This is a genomic window from Pseudomonas cerasi (assembly GCF_900074915.1).
Taxonomy (GTDB): Bacteria; Pseudomonadota; Gammaproteobacteria; order Pseudomonadales; family Pseudomonadaceae; genus Aquipseudomonas; species Aquipseudomonas cerasi.
In genome coordinates, this window is record NZ_LT222319.1 from 2,999,644 (window position 1) to 3,015,793 (window position 16,150).

Genomic DNA, 16,150 nt, shown 5'->3' on the forward strand with positions numbered 1-16,150 from the left:
GAGATATTTTTGACAAATAAAAGTTAAACATCATAAACATAAAATGAGCTCATTTTTAACACTAAGCCACTCGCCAAGCATGGGGTACACGACTATCAGTGCATTACTAAGGTTTTTCCGCAAAGCATTCAAGTCTATATACCAACGCAAAGCATTGACATATGTTTAGCTGGACTTACATGTATAACAATAATCGCTGGAGAACGGGGCGGTGCTGTCTTGGGACTGCGCAAAATACGTCCATTCTGCCTGAGCCATTACTGCTCCCAATCGGCCTTGGCAATCTGCAGACCATGCAGGCCGTTGTAAGCTGCGCGCTCGGGGGACTGCCAGCCGTCCAGCAGCGACGCATCGAGGTCACAGATCTCGACGCCCAGCGGTCGGCAGACGCTCAGCGGGTCCTGCGCATCAGGCCCCCACATCGGTAATGACAGGTCGCCACCCGGACACGTCGACAAGGCGCATAGCAGGTCGATTTCCGCGAAAAACTCCAGATAGTCGCCCTTCTGCGCCGGGCAGGCTTTCATGAAATACAGGTCGTCATGGTTCAGGCCGGTGCACTGGAAGATGTTCAGCACATCGTGCACATCGAACTCGGTCAGCCCGTGCGGCAGCACTGCGCGGGTCAGGTTGGAATGGCAGTGATGATGAAAGTCTTCGCCGGTCAGCATCTTGTTGACGTAGGGATCGCAGCGCGTGCCGAGCAGGTCATGCAGGCGGCCGCCGTGCTCGTCGGTTCCGTAACTGGCCAGACTGTCATCGGTGATGGTTACCATTGGCCGCAAAAACGGCAGATTCGACCACAACCGGTCGTGGGTACTGACATGCGCGCCCTGCAACTGACGCGTGCGCGCCGCCCACAGGCGTTCCCGAGGGTCGTTGGCGTTCCAGACATTGAAATCACCCACCTGCGGGCCCACCGGTGTGGTGACCCGAAACACCTGACCGGCCTTGACCTTCCAGGCCCGCCCGGTACGAATCGGTACTTCGAACTGTTCGACGAGGGTGCGTTGCTGCGCATTCGTGCGGATGCGCTCATAAAAGGCAGTGTCCACTTGCAGCGCCGCGCCTTTACTGACCTGGTAAGCGGCTGGATAGTCTTTGTACATACAGGGCTTCTCGGTGGCAGGATGTACCGATTGCTACTGCAAATTACAGGCCCGATTACTGGAAGTCCCGACTGCGCACATCCAGTCCGGTCAACAGCGGCGTCAGGTCATACAGCCGCTGGGCGATCAGGTGCCGTACGCCGCTTTTTGATTCCAGGCGCCCGAACACCTGCAGCAATTGCGAGCCCACCAGCACCTTGCGCTGACGCTCGGCCAGGTCGCGCCAGACCACGACGTTGACCATGCCGAACTCGTCTTCCAGCGTCACGAAGGTCACGCCACTGGCGGTGCCCGGTCGTTGACGGCCAATGACCAGCCCCGCCACGCTGAGGGTCCGGTCGTTTTCCAGGTGTAACAAGTCTTGTGAGCTGCGAAAGCGCTTGGCAGCCAGTTGCCGGCGCAGCAAGGCCAGCGGGTGTGGGCCCAGGGTGGTGCCCAGCGTTGTGTAGTCGGCCACCAGGTCTTCGGCGACAGTCGGCAGTGGCAAGATCACCTGGGTTTCTTCGCTGGGCAGGTCGTCGAACAGCGGGCGCTGGGCCTCAACCCCGGCCACTTCCCAGCGCGCCCGGTGCCGATGGCCGATCAGGCCGCGCAAGGCACCGGAATCCGCCAGTGCTTCGGCGGCGCGCGAGTCCAGTTCGGCGCGCAACGTCAGGTCCGTGGCATCGACAAACGGGCGTTTCGCGCGCGCGACTTCGATGCGCAAGGCATCTTCCTCACGAAAGCCACGGACCATGCGCAGCCCGAGGCGAATCGCCAGATTGCGTGTGCGGTCGGGATGATCGAGCGGCTCCAGCGAACAATCCCAGTCGCTGTAGCGCACATCCACCGGGCGGATTTCAATGTGGTGGCGACGTGCGTCCTGCAGCAGTTGATCCGGGCTATAGAACCCCATCGGCCAACTGTTGATCAGTGCGCAGGTGAACGCTGCCGGTTCATGGCACTTAAGCCAGCAACTGGCGTAGGTCAGCAAGGCGAAACTGGCGGCATGGGATTCGGGAAAACCATAACTGCCAAAGCCCTTGATCTGTTCGAAGATCCGGTCGGCAAAGTCCGCTTCATAGCCGTTTTTCAGCATGCCCGTGCGCAGCCGTTCGCGATGCGGCTCGAGCCCGCCGTGACGTTTCCATGCGGCCATCGCGCGGCGCAACTCGTCCGCTTCGCCCGGGGTGTAGTCGGCGGCCAGAATGGCCACTTCCATGACCTGCTCCTGGAACAGCGGCACACCCAGGGTGCGCTTGAATACGGATTCAAGCTTGGGCGGATAGGTGACTGCCTCTTCGCCATTGCGCCGCCGCAGGTACGGGTGAACCATATCGCCCTGGATCGGCCCCGGCCGGACAATGGCGACTTCGATGACCAGATCGTAGAATTTTTCCGGCCTCAGGCGCGGCAGCATGGCCATCTGCGCACGCGACTCGATCTGAAACACGCCGATGGTGTCGGCGCGGCTGATCATTTCGTAGGTTTTCCGGTCGTCGCCCGGCAGACTTGCCAGGGCCCAGCGTTTGCCCCGGTGCAGATGCACCAGATCGAACGTGCGGCGCAAGGCGCTGAGCATGCCCAGTGCAAGGATGTCGACTTTCAGCAGGCCGACCAGGTCCAGATCGTCCTTGTCCCACTGGATGATGGTGCGGTCGGCCATCGCGGCGTTCTCCACCGGCACCAAGGTCTCCAGTGGGTGTTCGGAAATCACGAATCCACCCGGGTGTTGCGACAGGTGCCGGGGAAAACCGATCAGTTCGCCGGTCAGCGCCAGCACGCGCTTGAGGATCGGCGTGTCGGCATCGAAGCCGTATTCGCGCAAGCGTTCAGGCGACGGCAATGAATCGCTCCAGCGGCTGAAGGCTTCGGCCAGGGCATTGATCTGGTCTGGCGGCAAGCCCAGCACCTTGGCCACGTCACGCATCGCGCCGGAGCCGTGATAAGTGCTAGCGACAGCAGTCAGCGCCGCCCGGCCCCGGCCATAGCGCCGAAAGATGTACTGAATGACTTCTTCGCGGCGGTCATGCTCGAAATCCACGTCGATGTCCGGTGGCTCGTTGCGCTCTCTGGAGATGAAGCGCTCGAACAGCAGATTGCTCTTTTCCGGATTCAGCTCGGTGATCCCCAGCGCATAACACACTGCCGAGTTGGCCGCCGAGCCGCGTCCCTGACAAAGGATGTGCTGGCTGCGGGCAAACTCGACGATGTCATGCACGGTCAGAAAGTAGCTGTCGAACTTCTTTTCCGCGATCAGCGCCAGTTCCTTCTCGACCTGCGCACGGGTAGCTGGCGTCAGCCCCTTCGGCCAGCGTTTTCGGACACCGCGCTCGGTCAGTTCACGCAGCCACGACGTAGGTGTCTGGCCTTTGGGGACCAGCTCGTGCGGGTATTCATATTTCAATTGTTTGAGATCAAACGTGCAGCGCCGGGCAATACGCACCGATTCGGCCAGCAGCCAGTCCGGGTAATGCTCGGCAAGCGCATCCAGTGGCCGTAAATGGCGCTCGCCGTTGGCAAACAACAGGTGCCCTGCTTCGGCCACGGTCGTGTGATGGCGAATGGCAGTCATGGTGTCCTGCAGGGCACGCCGGCCGCGTGCGTGCATGTGCACATCACCACTGGCTACTGCCGGGATACCCAATGATTGAGCCAGCGCCAGCAAGTCGGCCAGACGCTGCTCGTCATCCGCGCCGCGATGTAACTCCACGCCGAGCCAGAGGCGCTCGGCAAAGCGCTCACGCAACCAGCGTCCGCCAGCCAGACAGGCTTGAGCGTCACCGTCGAGGTCCGGCAGCCAGAGGGCCAGCAACCCGTCCGGCGCAGGCTCGAAATCTTCACGCAACAACCGGTATTCACCTTTTCTGGCTCTGCGGCGTGCCACCGTGATCAATTTGCACAGCGCCTCATAGCCTGTCTGGCTTTCCACCAGCAGCACGGCTTTCGGCCCGTTCTCGATGTGCATTTCACTGCCGATGATCAATGGCAGGCCGGTGCTGATGGACGCCTGCCAGGCACGTACGATACCGGCCAGCGTGCACTCGTCAGTGATGGCCAGCGCCTGGTAGCCGTGGCGCAAGGCTCGTTCGAACAGCTCATGGGCGCTTGAGGCGCCGCGCTGAAAACTGAAGTTGGACAGGCAATGCAGCTCGGCGTATTCGCTTGTCATGCGAACCAGCCATGCAGCAGCAGTTCACCCTGCTCGCCCACGCTGCGATAGGCCCAGGCGCGCTGGCCGCTGGAGGTTTCGACCAGATAGTAGTCGCGACGTACATCGCCGCCGTCCCACCAGCCTGATTCGATTCGCTCGGGCCCCGCCACGATGCGCGTGGCATGAAGTGGCAGCGGCTGGGGTTCTCGCAGCAACCAGCCCGGGCGCGTACAACCCTTGCTCGGCAAGACCGGTTTGCTTGTGCTGTGCGGTTGCCAGGCGCATTCAGGGCGGTGATCGGCCTGAGCGCGTAAGCCATTGACCGACTCGTCGCCCAGACGCGCCCGCAGGCGCTCGCGCAGTTGCTCCCAGGGCAAGGTTTGCTGCACGCGCTCATCGAACAACTGACGGTGCGCCGGGACAAAATCCGGCAAGTCTCGCGCCAGCAGGCGCACGGCACGTACCGGCGACGCGACCAGCACCTGCTCCAGCCTGCCGCGGGCCAGTTCGAACAGCATCGACGCATCGCGCTCGGCACTCAGCAGTCCGACGGGCACCACAGTCTCCGGACCTTCAACATGCTCCAGATGCAGGGAAAATCGCTGCACACCGCTGTCGCGTCCGGCCAGGAACAAGGCCAGATCGGCGATCAGCCGCTTGAGCGGAAACAACAGGGCCTGATGGGATTCGACATCGAAATTCAGCTCGATGCGTACATCGAAAAAATCCGGCGGCGTGTAGCATTCCAGCGCCACGGGGCGCTCGCCGAGCAAGGTGTCGAAGTGCTGCAGCACGCTGGCCGGAAACCGCCGTGCCAGCGTATCGCGGGGCAGCGCCAGCACCTGCCGCACGCTACGCAGCCCCATGCGCGTCAGGGCAGTAGCGGTTTCGCGGCTCAGGCCGATGCGTTCCAAAGGCATCTGTTCCAGACGGCGGCGCAATTCATGCGGACAGTCGATGCTCAGCCCGTCATGCATGTTGGCCAGCATTCGCGCGGCTATCGGGTTGGGCGCGACCACGATGCGATGGCGGAAACCCTGCGTGGTCAGCTCTTCACGCAAACGCGCTTCGAACACTGGCCAAGGGCCGAACAGCTTGAGGCTGGATTCGATTTCCATCAGCAGTACCCGCGGGTACTTGAGACTGACATTGGAGCTGAAACCGTAGGCCCAGGCCGCGAGCAGTTGCTGCAAACGCTCGATATCGGCCGGGTCATGCTCGATCGTGGTGAAGTTCGGCACCAGCGCCTGTGCTGCGGTCAGCGACTGCCCGGCTTTCAGCCCCAACGCACGCGCAGCCGGATTGACGCTCTGCAACACGCGACGTTGAGCGCTGCCGCTGATCAGCGCCAGCGGTTCATCGGGGTTGCCGTGACGACGCATGACGCCGTCCAGCGCCAGTTGCGGCAGCAAGACACAGGCCCAGAGCATAAGAACCTCAAGCGTCGGTCGGGAACGGAATGGGGAAAGGCGGCGCAAGTCCGCCCCGGCATTTGAGTACTCGCAACTGTGCCGGGCGGGTATCTATAGCTATGCGCAGGGCTGCGGGTGAAGGGTTGGCGGCGGCCTGCTGCGGGCGACAGGCAAAAGCCAGGGTCTGCCCGGTTTCGGCAGCCACCTGCAAGCGTCGCAGCGCACGGTCATCGACCATGCCGGGCCAGCACACGACCGCGCCACAACTGCCGGAACGCAGGCATTGCTCGGCGGCCCACAAGGCATCACGGGGACTCGCCTCGATCACCACCAACTGGCGCAGATCGACACCGGCGGCCAGCCAGGCCTGTGGGTACGGAATATAAGGCGGTGCGACCAGCACAATGCGCTCAGCGATTGCGGAAAGCCGTGCCAGGCTTGGCCACAGCAGGCGCAGTTCGCCGCTGCCATTGGCCGGAATGAGGATTTCAGTCAGGGCCGCTGCAGGCCAGCCGCCGGTGGGCAATGCAGCATCCAGCAACACGTGGCCACTGGGCTGCGGGCTGACCGGTGGCGCGCTCTGCTGGCGCCCTTTCCAGACCCTGCGCTCATCCAGCAAGGCATCCAGGCTGACCACCGCGCCCATCATTCGCGGCGCACCAGCCCGCAGAACACACCTTCGATGGCGAAGTCCTGATCGGGCGTGACGATGATCGGCTCGTAGGCCGGGTTGCGCGGCAACAGGCGCACCTGCTCGGCGCGGCGTTGCAGGCGTTTGATGGTCACCTCGCCGTCCAGCCGGGCAACCACGATCTGCCCGTCACTGGCCTGCGGGTTACGGTGCACACCCACCAGATCGCCATCGAGAATACCGTCCTCGATCATCGAGTCACCCTGCACACGCAGCAGGTAGTCCGGCACACGGGTAAAGGTGCTGCGGTCCAGGTGCAGCGTGCTGTGTATATCGAGGTCAGGCCCGATAGGTGCGCCCGCCGCCACGCGCCCCAGTACCGGAATTTCCAGCAATTCGGGGCGTGGCTCACTGTTCAGCAGGCGAATGCCGCGGGCCTGATGCGCTACGACTTCGATCAGACCGGCTTCGGTGAGGGCCACAATGTGTTTGCGCGCCACGCTGCGCGAAGCAAAACCGAAAGCCTCGGAAATTTCCGCCAGGCTCGGTGATTGCCCCTGCTGCGCGATGCGATCGCGGATGAAGGTAAGGATGGCGCTGCGTCGAGGAGATAATGTGCTCACGGAGTACATTTGTACTCCATTCGACATTGCGTGACTAGCGCGCTTTGTCGGATTCGAGAGGCGCGGTGTTGCACGCCCAACGACAGGCGATGAACACCGCTATGGGCGACATTGTTTGGATTTCAACAACAGTGAAATAAGAAACACCCGGTTTATTGAGCCTGGCAAAGAGGCGAAACTCGACCGCTCTTTCAACGATCAGGAGCACTCATTGTGATCACGCGCCAATTGGGTCAACTCGGTCCGCACGTATCCGCCGTTGGGCTGGGCTGCATGGGAATGTCGGACTTCTACACCACCGGCATCGATGAAAAGGAATCCATCGCCACCTTGCACCGCGCACTGGAGCTGGGTGTCACCTTTTTCGATACAGCGGACATGTACGGCCCGCACACCAATGAAGCCTTGCTTGGCCGGGCCCTCGAAGGCAAGCGTGAAGGTATTTACCTGGCCAGCAAGTTCGGCATCGTGCGTGGCGACGATCCGCATGCACGTGGCGTCAATGGCAGCCCGGCGTACATTCGCCAGTCCATCGACGCCAGTCTGAAGCGGCTGAACACCGATTACCTTGATCTCTATTATCAGCACCGCGTCGACCCAAAGGTGCCCATCGAGGACACCGTTGGCGCCATGGCCGAACTGGTCAAGGCTGGCAAGGTTCGCCACATAGGCATCTGTGAAGCCAGTGCAGCGACCATCGAAAAGGCCCACGCGGTATATCCGTTGGCGGCTGTGCAGAGCGAGTACTCACTCTGGTCACGCGATCCGGAACAGAATGGCGTGCTTGCCACCTGCCGTCGCCTGGGCATTGCCTTCGTGGCTTACAGTCCGCTCGGCCGGGGGTTTCTGACCGGTGAATTGCGCACCCCGGACGATTTCGCGGCCGATGACTATCGTCGCTTCACCCCACGGTTTCAGGGCGAAAACTTCAATCGCAATCTGCAATTGGTCGAGAAGGTCAAGGCACTGGCTACGGCCAGAGGCATCAGCGCGTCGCAACTGGCGCTGGCCTGGGTGCTTGCCCAGGGAGAGGACATCATTCCGATCCCGGGAACCAAACAGCGCAAGTACCTGGAAAGCAACGTGGCCGCAGCTTCATTGACGCTGAGTACCGATGACCTTGCCCAGCTGGAAGCGATTTTTCCGGCTCAGGGGTCGGCATCCGGCGAGCGCTATAGCGCGGAGTCGATGAAGTTCCTCAATGGCTAACGCTTGCGATTCGAGATCAGGTCGCCTCAGGGCAGGTCTCGGTGCCGTTGTTGAGGCCCTGTTTTTGATTCTTGTAATCGAGCGTGGCCTTGCCATCGACCCATTTCAGGGTGACGACAATCACTGAGTCGAAATCATCGTTCGTCCAGTCATCCAGCAGGTTAGTGCTCTTGCCGGACGCTTCTTCAGCAACCTTGTTGATCAGCTCCGGCAAGTAGCCATGCGACCAGGCGGTGTAGATAACTGCGTTGTGGTACTTGTCCCGCATCAGCTCATCGGCCAGGTCTGCGGTGTCGTTGGCACCAAAGTCGAGGTTGACGGGCAACCCCAGTTTGATTGCGCTAGGCCCTACCGTCATCAGCGGACGCACGTAGCTGTAGGACTGATCGCCCTCACCCTCTTCCACATGTCGGCTCGGATTGGCAGCGAAAATGAAGTCAGCCTTGCCGAATTCCCTAGGCAGGACTTCCGACAGTTCTATCGCCCTGTTGAGCCCCTGACAGTTCAGTTGCCCCAACCCCATGGCCGGTTTTTCGGCATGCCGAAGGAATACCAGTGTCTGGGTGCCATTCTTGGGCTCTGCATGCACGCCTTTGCCCATGGTGAACAGGGCCAGGGCCGAAGCCACCAGCAAGGAGGGGAAGAAGCACCACGCAAGACGGCGCTGAAGTCGGGTGATGGAAGGCATTTTCGGCATATTCATTATTTTCTGAGTCCGGTGCGCATTTGAAAGGGGACAGCCATCTGGCTGGTGCGAATACGCAGGCTTGTGCAGCTCGCCCTGGAAATTTCTGCGGATCAGTCAAACAGGGTCACGCGCGAATCTTAGTGCGCACATGTTTCGAAATTAAGAATGTGGACGATTAAGAGTGTCAAAAAACGATTCTGTTGCAATACCGGCAAAAAAAATCGTCTGACAAGCAGAGAAAATGTCAAAAAATCGTCGAAAGACGGGTCATAAGACCGACTGTTTGCCTGGCAACAGCCATTCAACAGACCGCTGTCAGATCAACATCACGGACGTCGGAAAACCGCGTAAAGCCCCGGAATTCAAGCCCCTGCTGTTTGGCATAGAGCATGCAATATTCCTGTTCTGAATTTCACGCCCTGCGAACTGCCTGTTTTGGAATATACCAGCCGATCGCTGCGGCTCTAGTTTTCCTGACCTGGATGCCACTATGCCACAACCCTCTGTTTCCTTTCGGTTGCTGTCTCCCCGTGCGCTGATTCGCTGGATGGCCAGCACCTGCGTATTGGCGTTGAGCCTCAACGGCGCGGTGCAGGCCGCCGAGGCCGTACCTGCCGAAATCCGTCTGGACTATGCCTACTATTCGCCGGTCAGCCTGGCGCTCAAGCATTTTGGCTGGCTGGAGAAAGCCCTGCCGGAGGCGAAAGTCACCTGGGTGTTGAGCCAGGGCAGCAACCGCTCGCTGGAATACCTGAACAGCGGCAGCGTCGACTTTGCATCGTCGGCCAGCCTGTCTGCGGTGCTGGCCCGGGCCAATGGCAGCCCGATCAAATCGGTGTATGTCTACAGCCGGGCAGAATGGACGGCTCTGGTGGTGCGCAAGGACTCTCCCCTGCAATCGGTTGCCGAACTCAAAGGTAAGAAAATAGCCGCCACCAAAGGCACCGACCCTTATCTGTTCACCTTGCGCGCGCTGCAGAAGGCCGGGCTGAAAAAGGATGATGTCGAGTTGCTGCACCTGCAGCATCCCGATGGACGCACCGCCCTCGAAAAAGGCGACGTAGATGCCTGGGCAGGGCTTGACCCGCACATGGCGGCCAGTGAAATACAGTCCGGCTCGCGCCTGCTTTACCGCAACAAGGACTTCAACAGCTATGGCGTACTGAGCGTCACGGAAACCTACGCCAGGGAACATCCAGAGGCGATCAGAACAGTATTGAGCGCTTATGAGCAGGCTCGGGAATGGGCAGTGAAAAACCCTGACGAGCTGGCCAGGCTGCTGGCGACCGAGTCGGGTTTGCCGCTGGAAGTCGCCAGGCTGCAATTGACCCGCACAGACCTGAGCAACCCGCAACTGAGCGCGAAAGACGTGGAAGCGTCCAAGGCCGCGGCGCCGATTCTGGTTTCCGAGGATCTGGTGCGCAAAGGCGTCAATGTCGAGCAGGTCATCGATCAACTGATCACGCCTGAATTCTCCAAAGCCGTGATCGCCACTCCATGACCAGCCGGGACAAAGCGTTGTCTGCATCAGCGCAGGCAGCACCGGACAAGTCGCAACCAACGCTTTGGCAGCGCTACCGAACGCCACTCAAGGGCCTGGTGGTGCCGGCGATGATCATCGTGTTGCTGGAAGTAATCGTCCGTATCGGCTGGCTGCCTGCCTACCAGATGCCAGCGCCCAGCGAGATCGTGCTGACCCTGCGCGATCTGGCGGACGGTGCGTTGTGGAAGCACATCAGTGCCAGTCTGTTGCGTGTGCTCAGCGGCTTTGTGATCGGCGCGAGCCTGGCCCTGGTGTTTGCTGCGTGGGTGGGGCTCAGTCGTGAAGCAGAGGCGTATCTGGAGCCGACGTTCGCCGGGCTTCGCTCCATTCCAAGCCTGGCTTGGGTGCCGCTTCTGCTGTTGTGGCTGGGCATTGGCGAAACATCGAAAATCGTGCTGATTGCCATCGGCGCGTTCTTTCCGGTCTACCTCAACGGCGTGGCCGCGATTCGAGGCATTGACCGAAAGCTGGTGGAAGTCGGCCAGATGTATGGCTTGAGCCGCTATCGCCTGACCCGGCGCATTCTTCTGCCCGCCGCCCTACCCGGCCTGTTTACCGGTTTGCGCAGCGGCATGAGCCTGTCGTGGATGTTTCTGGTGGCCGCCGAGCTGATCGCGGCCACCAAAGGCCTGGGCTACCTGCTCAGTGACGGACGCGAAACCTCGCGCCCGGACATCGTGCTGGCGGCCATCATCGTTCTGGCCACACTGGGCAAACTCAGCGACGGTCTGCTGGCAAACCTGGAAAAACGCTTCCTGGCCTGGCGCGACACATTCAACGGGCAAAGCCGTGAGGGTTGATAGATGCCGGAATCACTGATGGACATACGCGTCGACCACAAGGCATTTGCGGGCAATACCGTACTGCACGGCATCGATCTGTCGCTGCAGTCGGGGGAAATCGTCAGCCTGCTGGGCCCCAGCGGCTGCGGCAAAAGCACGCTGCTGAGAATTGTCGCCGGACTGGAGCAGGATTTTCGTGGCTCGGTGCGGCGCATTCAGGGCGAAGTGGCGTTCGTGTTTCAAGAGCCGCGCCTGATGCCCTGGCTGACCGTCGCACAGAATATCGGTTTCAGTGATGATGACCGCTACGACCGCCGCTGGGTCGGTCAATTGATCGAAGAAGTGGGCCTTTCCGGTTTTGCCGACGCCTTGCCCAAAGCGCTGTCAGGTGGCATGGCGCAGCGTGTGGCGATCGCGCGCGGCCTGTATTCGCACCCGGCGGTGTTGCTGCTGGATGAACCGTTCAGCGCAGTCGATGCGTTTACCCGGATGAAGCTTCAGGACCTGCTGCTGCAACTGGCTGCGCGCCATGCCATCACCCTGTTGCTGGTGACCCATGATGTCGACGAGGCGTTGTACCTGAGTGACCGTGTGCTGGTGATGGGCAGCCGTCCCGGCACAATCACCCACGATTTGCCGGTCGAGCTGCAGACGCCGAGGGATCGTCGCGATCCGCTGCTGGCGCGATTGAAGGCTCAGGCGCTGACCGAGCTGCAGCAGGCCCATGTCATCTGAACAGCGTTACCTGCCGGCCCTGAATGTCTCCCAGAGCTTCTCGCGCAACGTATTGATAGTGTCCGAGACCTGAGACATCACGAACAGGCGGCTCAACATGTCGGCGTCCGGGTACACCGTGGTATCGGTCCACAGGCCGGGACCGATCAGCGCGTCGGCCTTTTCATTGCCATTGGCGTAATGCACCGTATTGGTGATGTTGGCGATCACTTCGGGGCGCAACAGGTAATTCAGAAACGCGTAGGCGCCCTTGGTATCGGTGGCGTCAGCCGGTATGGCGACCATGTCGAACCACATGGGTGCTCCCTCCTTCGGAACGACATAATCGATGGTAAAGCCATTGCCTTCTTTCTGCGCCTGCTCCTGAGCCTGGGAAATATCCCCGGAATAGCCCACTGCGACACAAATACTGCCCTTCGCGAGGTCGGCGATGTAATCGGCAGAGCTGAAATTGCGTATGTACGGCCGTACGCTGTCCAGTACCGCCTTTGCCTGACGGTAGTCGTCAGGCACTTCACTGTGCGGCGGCAAGCCAAGGTAATTCAGGGTGATCGGCAGAAGAGCCGGTGCGCTGTCGAGAAATACGACACCGCATTGGGCGAGTTTTTTCATGTTTTCCGGCTTGAGCACCAGATCCCATGAATCGAGCGGTACATCCTTGCCGAGGATGGCCTTGACCTTGGCTACGTCATAGCCGATGCCGGTACTGCCCCACAGATAGGGGAAACCATGCTGATTACCGGGGTCACTGCCCTCCAGCGCCTTGAGCAGGACCGGGTTGAGGTTTTTCCAGTTGGGCAATTGACGCTTGTCGAGGGTTTTGAGCAGCCCGCTCTGGATTTGTCTTCCCATGAAATGAATGGACGGAAAAACCACATCGTAGCCGGAGTGGCCGGCCAGCAGTTTTGCGTTCAGCGCCTCATTGGTTTCAAAGGTTTGGTAAGTGGTCTTGAAGCCGGTGGCGGCTTCGAAATTCTTCAGGGTGTCCGGCGCTATATAGTCCGTCCAGTTGTAGATATTGACCGTCTCCGCCGCGTGACTGGTGGAGGCCAGCAACACCAGTGCGGCAAGGGATTTTCTCAGCATGTGCAGTTCCTCGGGTCAATAGCGACAGCTTGCCCCAGACCCGGCACGAAAACCATCCTCGTCACGGCAAATTCAGTCCGTTGAAGGACTTGCGGCAGCGGCTCGGCAGATGCATGGAGCGTGCCCATTAATACCTTCGAATGACACCGGTCATATAATTGATTTTTTTATGCTGCGTCATAAAAAATTTTTCCAGAACGGCACTGGCAAATGCTATTTTCAGTATTCGTCAGACCGCTCAGCGATCCTGCTGGAAAGCAACTTGACCGACCGATGATGCGTACTGCTGGTCATCGTCTCGTCATCATGGCTTTACCGGACGCATTCTGGCTGTCTGCCTACCCATTGGAGCAAGGGAAGTGCTCGATTGATTCAGGTGGGCCATCGTCATGACTAAAGTCACATTCCCCAATGCATGCCAACTGATGCGCTGGCACTTCCATCCCGTGGGCTTTGAAGCCTCGATGGATGCGCCAGGGAGCATGATTGCGCGACTTTTCGACCGTGCCAGCGGTGAGACCGTGGTCGCCATTGCCGGCCTGCCCTGTTCTACCGTGATGAATGCCGCAGACGTGGAGCGCATCATCGAAGCGATCGAGGACGAGCTGGAGTTATTCGGCACTCAGACGCAACGACAGATCGCCGGTTTCATCTGACATGAACGCCTCAGCCAGCACGAACCCTGTTACGCAGGTCTTCGAAGAAAGGCTTGTCGCGGGCAATCCTGTCTGACGCTTTGGGCATCTGAACTGCTTCTCCCGAACTGGCGCTTTCATCGATATACCAATAACAGTGCCGCGCCGAGCGAGTAATGGCGACATAGGCCAGACGCAAGACTTCATCCTTCTGTGCTGTATCGAATGGCTGAAGATCACTCGCATCACCCAGCCCTGCCAACCGGTAAACCTGATTCTTGTATGGCGAGACGGTCAGATGCTGACAATCGCCCAGCAGAAATACGGCATCCGCCTGCAAGCCCTTGGAACTGTGGTAGGTCAGCGTTCGGATGCGGCGATTCTGCGCGCCATTTGCCGAATCAGCGTCGATCAATACCTGCAGGCGTGTCGAGAAACGTGTCTTCTCGCTGCCCTTGCGGTACAGCAGCAGGATCGAGTCGCCATCGTGATAGTGCTCGGCGACCCGCTCGGCAAGCTCGTCCTCATCACGATCCAGTACCTTGACCGGCAGCAGCTCCTGGAGCGTGCCACTGGCGCGGGCCTTCTTGCCAGGGATAGCCGGGGCCGCACGGACGATGTGCTCGGCGGCGTCGATGATGTGCTGATGACTGCGAAAATTGTCGCTGAGCATGACCCTGGTGGTCGCTGGGGAGGAAAACTCCTTTGCGAACTCCATGAAGTATTTCGGTGAACTGCCGCGCCAGCCGTAGATCGACTGCCAATCGTCACCGACACACAGCAACGATGAGTGCTGAGCGATGCGGCCGGTGTGCAATGCCGGACCACGACGCCTGATTTCGCGCAGGCTGGCGCGTAGCCATGAAACGATCTGCGGCGAGACGTCCTGGAACTCGTCGATCATCAAATGCGCCAAGGGTCTGAGCATCGGGTCACTGACGTGCTTGAGGTTCTCGGGAGACGTTTCGCCGAACAAGGCAAACATGCGGTTGTAGGTCATGATCGGCGGCGATTGAGCCAGCAGGTGCGTTTCGAAGGCTTTCCAGAACAGGCTGAGCGCTTCGAAGAAGAAACGGTCCGGGTCATCGCTGGCAAAACTCATCTCGGATACAGCGCTCGGCACATCCAGCCCGAGGTTCTCGATGAAGCTGGCAGCCGTGACAAAACAGTCCAGCAAGGGTGCCGCACCGAGCTCGCCCTTGACCCGGTAATCGAATCCAGGCCCCGCGACGGCATCGCCTGCCAGGGATTGCAAAACCTGATTGGCTGACTGGTAATTATCCATCCATATCAAAGGCTTATTGCAGAAAGCTTGAAACAGGGTGCGCTTTATGACGCCCTCTGCCCACACCGGTAGCTTGGCGCCAGGGCGGTTGAGTTGCTGGTCCTCACTGGCGTCCAGACCCAGCACAACCCAAGCATCCAGCTCAGCGATATAGCCGTGAAACGAAAATGAAAAACCATTTATTTCAACAGGTTGGCGCATGGGCTCAATGCCCTTTATAGGCCAGGCCCCGGCGCGGATCCACAAGTCTTCAACGGTGTCACACCACTCTTCATCGCGTTTCGAGGACAATTCGGTCACGGCGACCCGTTTCTGCACATCAGGGTGATCGCGGTCCAGTTCCTTGAGCTGCAGGGCATGGCGATACAGCGGCGCCATGACTTCGCGAAAACGCTCATTGCCAGCGTACAGATCGCGATAGCAGAGATTGAGTTGCTGGCGCTGCGTATCGTTGATCCGCAAGTCGAAGGGGTTGCTGTCCGCCTCTTCCAGACCGGAAGACTGGCTGCTCAGGTTCTCGAACGCGCGCATCTGCTCAAACCCCGGCAGACTGCGCACCAGCGGCAGAATGCGTGAATGGAAGGTGCGCACTACTTCGCGCGCCTGCTTTTGCTCCAGCGCATGCCCCCAGAGGGCCATGACGTCGATCAGTTTGCTGATGAAGTCCTTGCGCGACTCGCGGGTGAAGGTCACCACCGTCATGGCGTTCAGTTCGAAGCCCAGGTAGTGATGCAGCAGCAGAATCCGCAGTACCAGCGACGTGGACTTGCCCGCGCCCGCCCCGGCAATCACGTAGGTAGACGGCGTGTCGCTGAAAATCATCTTCCACTGTGCCGTGCTGGGCTGGGCATGTGCGGGGAGCTTTTCGGCGACATCGGCCTTGATGCGCTTTTTCAGTTCAGGTGTGAGTGCCAGTCGCCAGTCATCGAACAGATGATCATCGACCTTGGGGCCACGATGCCGTGCTGGCCGGGTATCGCTGATGACCAGCACCTGACGGCCCGACTCCTGGCCATCCAGATAACCCTCTTCATAGCCTTCACGCACGCCTTCGATGTGGCCGTTCAGATAACCGTCGGCATGCCCCTGCGACCATGAGGGCGCGTGCTGCGAGCGCAGTCCGGTAAGACCACGCCCCATCAGCCGCGCCAACAGGCGTCGAAAAAACGGCAATTGCCGGGGCGGTACAAGGTCGACATCCAGGTCATGAGGAAGCGCAGAAGGCAGGTCGTCAGGCACGCAGACTCCGGTGGTGGGCTCGCAGGCGAAAAGGTCGCCT

13 protein-coding genes are annotated in these 16,150 nt (G+C 60.0%); 5 read left to right on the forward strand and 8 right to left on the reverse strand.

Annotated features, from left to right (window positions below; translation table 11 throughout):
* Positions 1-257 precede the first annotated feature (257 nt).
* Genes PCPL58_RS15850 through lexA form a run of 5 tightly spaced genes read right to left on the reverse strand, consistent with a single transcriptional unit; the run spans position 258 to position 6,917 of the window.
* Positions 258-1,109, reverse strand: a complete 852-nt coding sequence (locus PCPL58_RS15850; protein WP_065349873.1) for an urea carboxylase-associated family protein — start codon at positions 1,107-1,109, stop codon at positions 258-260.
* Positions 1,110-1,164: 55 nt separating this feature from the next.
* A complete protein-coding gene (locus PCPL58_RS15855; RefSeq protein WP_065349874.1) occupies positions 1,165-4,260 on the reverse strand; it encodes an error-prone DNA polymerase in 3,096 nt (1,031 codons plus the stop codon).
* On the reverse strand, positions 4,257-5,672 hold the full coding sequence (locus PCPL58_RS15860) for a Y-family DNA polymerase (protein ID WP_058417139.1): 1,416 nt from the start codon (positions 5,670-5,672) through the stop codon (positions 4,257-4,259). The genes PCPL58_RS15855 and PCPL58_RS15860 overlap by 4 nt, the downstream gene beginning before the upstream one ends.
* A 7-nt stretch (positions 5,673-5,679) precedes the next feature.
* Positions 5,680-6,300 (reverse strand): translesion DNA synthesis-associated protein ImuA, encoded by a 621-nt coding sequence (gene imuA / locus PCPL58_RS15865; protein ID WP_044308242.1) that lies wholly within the window; start codon positions 6,298-6,300, stop codon positions 5,680-5,682.
* Positions 6,300-6,917: a transcriptional repressor LexA gene (gene lexA, locus PCPL58_RS15870; RefSeq protein ID WP_065349875.1), complete on the reverse strand. Its 618-nt coding sequence runs from the start codon at positions 6,915-6,917 to the stop codon at positions 6,300-6,302. The genes imuA and lexA overlap by 1 nt, the downstream gene beginning before the upstream one ends.
* A gap of 204 nt (positions 6,918-7,121) precedes the next feature.
* On the opposite strand from lexA, the gene PCPL58_RS15875 reads away from it, so the two are divergent.
* Complete coding sequence (locus PCPL58_RS15875) at positions 7,122-8,117, forward strand: aldo/keto reductase (protein ID WP_065349876.1); 996 nt, start codon at positions 7,122-7,124, stop codon at positions 8,115-8,117.
* A 16-nt stretch (positions 8,118-8,133) separates the two neighbouring features.
* Here PCPL58_RS15875 and PCPL58_RS15880 read toward each other — a convergent pair whose 3' ends face one another.
* Entirely contained in the window at positions 8,134-8,820 is a 687-nt protein-coding gene (locus PCPL58_RS15880; RefSeq protein WP_032609586.1) for a hypothetical protein, read from the reverse strand.
* Positions 8,821-9,295: 475 nt separating this feature from the next.
* Here PCPL58_RS15880 and PCPL58_RS15885 point away from each other — a divergent pair, with 475 nt between their 5' ends.
* The 3 genes from PCPL58_RS15885 to PCPL58_RS15895 are packed head-to-tail and all read left to right on the forward strand — an operon-like array spanning position 9,296 to position 11,865.
* A complete protein-coding gene (locus PCPL58_RS15885) occupies positions 9,296-10,306 on the forward strand; it encodes an aliphatic sulfonate ABC transporter substrate-binding protein (RefSeq protein ID WP_065349877.1) in 1,011 nt (336 codons plus the stop codon).
* Positions 10,303-11,148 (forward strand): ABC transporter permease, encoded by an 846-nt coding sequence (locus PCPL58_RS15890; RefSeq protein ID WP_065349878.1) that lies wholly within the window; start codon positions 10,303-10,305, stop codon positions 11,146-11,148. Before PCPL58_RS15885 ends, PCPL58_RS15890 begins: the two co-directional genes overlap by 4 nt.
* A gap of 3 nt (positions 11,149-11,151) precedes the next feature.
* Complete coding sequence (locus tag PCPL58_RS15895; protein WP_065349879.1) at positions 11,152-11,865, forward strand: ABC transporter ATP-binding protein; 714 nt, start codon at positions 11,152-11,154, stop codon at positions 11,863-11,865.
* A 6-nt stretch (positions 11,866-11,871) separates the two neighbouring features.
* Here the strand turns inward: PCPL58_RS15895 and PCPL58_RS15900 are convergent, their stop codons facing one another.
* Positions 11,872-12,951 (reverse strand): polyamine ABC transporter substrate-binding protein, encoded by a 1,080-nt coding sequence (locus PCPL58_RS15900; protein WP_065349880.1) that lies wholly within the window; start codon positions 12,949-12,951, stop codon positions 11,872-11,874.
* A gap of 389 nt (positions 12,952-13,340) precedes the next feature.
* On the opposite strand from PCPL58_RS15900, the gene PCPL58_RS15905 reads away from it, so the two are divergent.
* Entirely contained in the window at positions 13,341-13,607 is a 267-nt protein-coding gene (locus PCPL58_RS15905; RefSeq protein ID WP_003420677.1) for a DUF1652 domain-containing protein, read from the forward strand.
* Between the two features lie 10 nt (positions 13,608-13,617).
* On the opposite strand, the gene PCPL58_RS15910 is transcribed toward PCPL58_RS15905, so the two are convergent.
* Complete coding sequence (locus PCPL58_RS15910) at positions 13,618-16,110, reverse strand: UvrD-helicase domain-containing protein (protein ID WP_065349881.1); 2,493 nt, start codon at positions 16,108-16,110, stop codon at positions 13,618-13,620.
* Positions 16,111-16,150: the final 40 nt, after the last annotated feature.

Excerpts from the sequence above, each read along its gene's own strand:
- PCPL58_RS15860 (WP_058417139.1), bottom strand. The coding sequence starts at position 5,672 with ATGCTCTGGGCCTGTGTCTTGCTGCCGCAACTGGCGCTGGACGGCGTC.
- imuA (WP_044308242.1), bottom strand. The coding sequence starts at position 6,300 with ATGGGCGCGGTGGTCAGCCTGGATGCCTTGCTGGATGAGCGCAGGGTC.
- PCPL58_RS15855 (WP_065349874.1), bottom strand. The coding sequence starts at position 4,260 with ATGACAAGCGAATACGCCGAGCTGCATTGCCTGTCCAACTTCAGTTTT.
- lexA (WP_065349875.1), bottom strand. The coding sequence starts at position 6,917 with ATGTACTCCGTGAGCACATTATCTCCTCGACGCAGCGCCATCCTTACC.
- PCPL58_RS15880 (WP_032609586.1), bottom strand. The coding sequence starts at position 8,820 with ATGAATATGCCGAAAATGCCTTCCATCACCCGACTTCAGCGCCGTCTT.
- PCPL58_RS15905 (WP_003420677.1), top strand. The coding sequence starts at position 13,341 with ATGACTAAAGTCACATTCCCCAATGCATGCCAACTGATGCGCTGGCAC.
- PCPL58_RS15850 (WP_065349873.1), bottom strand. The coding sequence starts at position 1,109 with ATGTACAAAGACTATCCAGCCGCTTACCAGGTCAGTAAAGGCGCGGCG.
- PCPL58_RS15895 (WP_065349879.1), top strand. The coding sequence starts at position 11,152 with ATGCCGGAATCACTGATGGACATACGCGTCGACCACAAGGCATTTGCG.
- PCPL58_RS15900 (WP_065349880.1), bottom strand. The coding sequence starts at position 12,951 with ATGCTGAGAAAATCCCTTGCCGCACTGGTGTTGCTGGCCTCCACCAGT.
- PCPL58_RS15890 (WP_065349878.1), top strand. The coding sequence starts at position 10,303 with ATGACCAGCCGGGACAAAGCGTTGTCTGCATCAGCGCAGGCAGCACCG.
- PCPL58_RS15885 (WP_065349877.1), top strand. The coding sequence starts at position 9,296 with ATGCCACAACCCTCTGTTTCCTTTCGGTTGCTGTCTCCCCGTGCGCTG.